Annotated in this window: 1 pseudogene; it reads right to left on the bottom strand. The window is 40.6% G+C overall.

From position 1 onward, the window contains the following. Positions 1-22: 22 nt before the first annotated feature. Positions 23-1,095 (bottom strand): annotated as a pseudogene (locus tag ACUVJL_RS19240) (ISKra4 family transposase). Positions 1,096-1,196 lie beyond the last annotated feature (101 nt).

The following is a 1,196-nucleotide window of genomic DNA, read 5'->3' as shown; positions in this document are numbered from 1 at the left end:
ATGGGAGCATCCCGCTTTTTAACTAAGCAGAAATACCGAGCTTGATGTCGTTATTTAAATATGCACATCTCAGTCTTAAAATTTGAGGCACATTTTTTTCGTTCCACTGTGCACCTACAATCTTAATTCTTGCTCCAATCTGTTTAATTAAAGACTCTACAGCTCCCGAACCAATATCAATACCCTGCTGTTGATAATTCTGGTAATCTGGGATTCTTGACTGATGTTTTCGGAGATAATTCTGGAACTTTTTACTTTCTTTAGCTCTAACTCCTCTAAACTCAGCTATAGCTTCTACTGTTGCTCCTTGCCACAGTTGGTTCTTCGCTCTCCTCAGTCGTTTGAGCGAACCTCCTACTCTATGTAGATTTTCTATCAAATGATACCAATCGAGTACCTCTCTTCTTTTCTCAAGAGTCCCAATTTGCTTAAACAGATTCCACACCCCATCATGACCATCCCCCAAGCAGGTTATCGCTTCACTTTGAGGTTGGCTATTTACCCATGCCACTAAATCTGGATTATTTTGGAAAAAAGCTGCCCCTACTTGACCATGTACCTTAACCGCCTTATAGTTCCTCCAGATACTTTCTTCTCCTTCATGAGTTCTCAGTCTGACATTTCCTCCGTCTATACTCAATGCTTCTACTTGCTCCGTAGCTTGAGCCGAGGAGAATTCGTAACGCTCTAATAGTCGATGTTGTGTACTGTGCGGTACATAAATTCCTGTCAACATTTTGAGGTCTCTCTCGGCATTGGCAAAAGATTCATTTCCCACTAATAATAAACAACATTTTTCCAAATTAGGACTCAGACGACTTCCCTTCTTTACTCCCAGCCTTTGGGCTTGTTTACTCGATATAGTTATTTCTCCTACACAACTTTTTATGGTTCTTTTTCTACCCGAACCTTTTCCCCCCGCCGAGTGAAAAAAAAACCGCTAATTTCTGGTGCTACTGTCTCAATTAAATGTTCCCTCACACTCAGTTCTACGGATTCAAAGCTTTGTAGATTGTCTACTGGGGTATTCTTATAAAGGAGCTCTGCTATTTCTTGGAGATTTATTTTGATCTTCTGCTGTTCTTCTGGGGTCATGCGAACTTGGATTATGGTAATTTATCTGCTTTCTATTATGCCATCAGCTTAGCCAGACAATTGTCTGAGTATTTATACTGACTGCAAAGTGGGATGCTCCC

Source organism: Microcoleus sp. OTE_8_concoct_300 (genome assembly GCF_031383065.1).
Classification (GTDB): Bacteria; Cyanobacteriota; Cyanobacteriia; order Cyanobacteriales; family Microcoleaceae; genus Microcoleus.
This window is presented reverse-complemented; position numbering and strand designations above follow the sequence as displayed.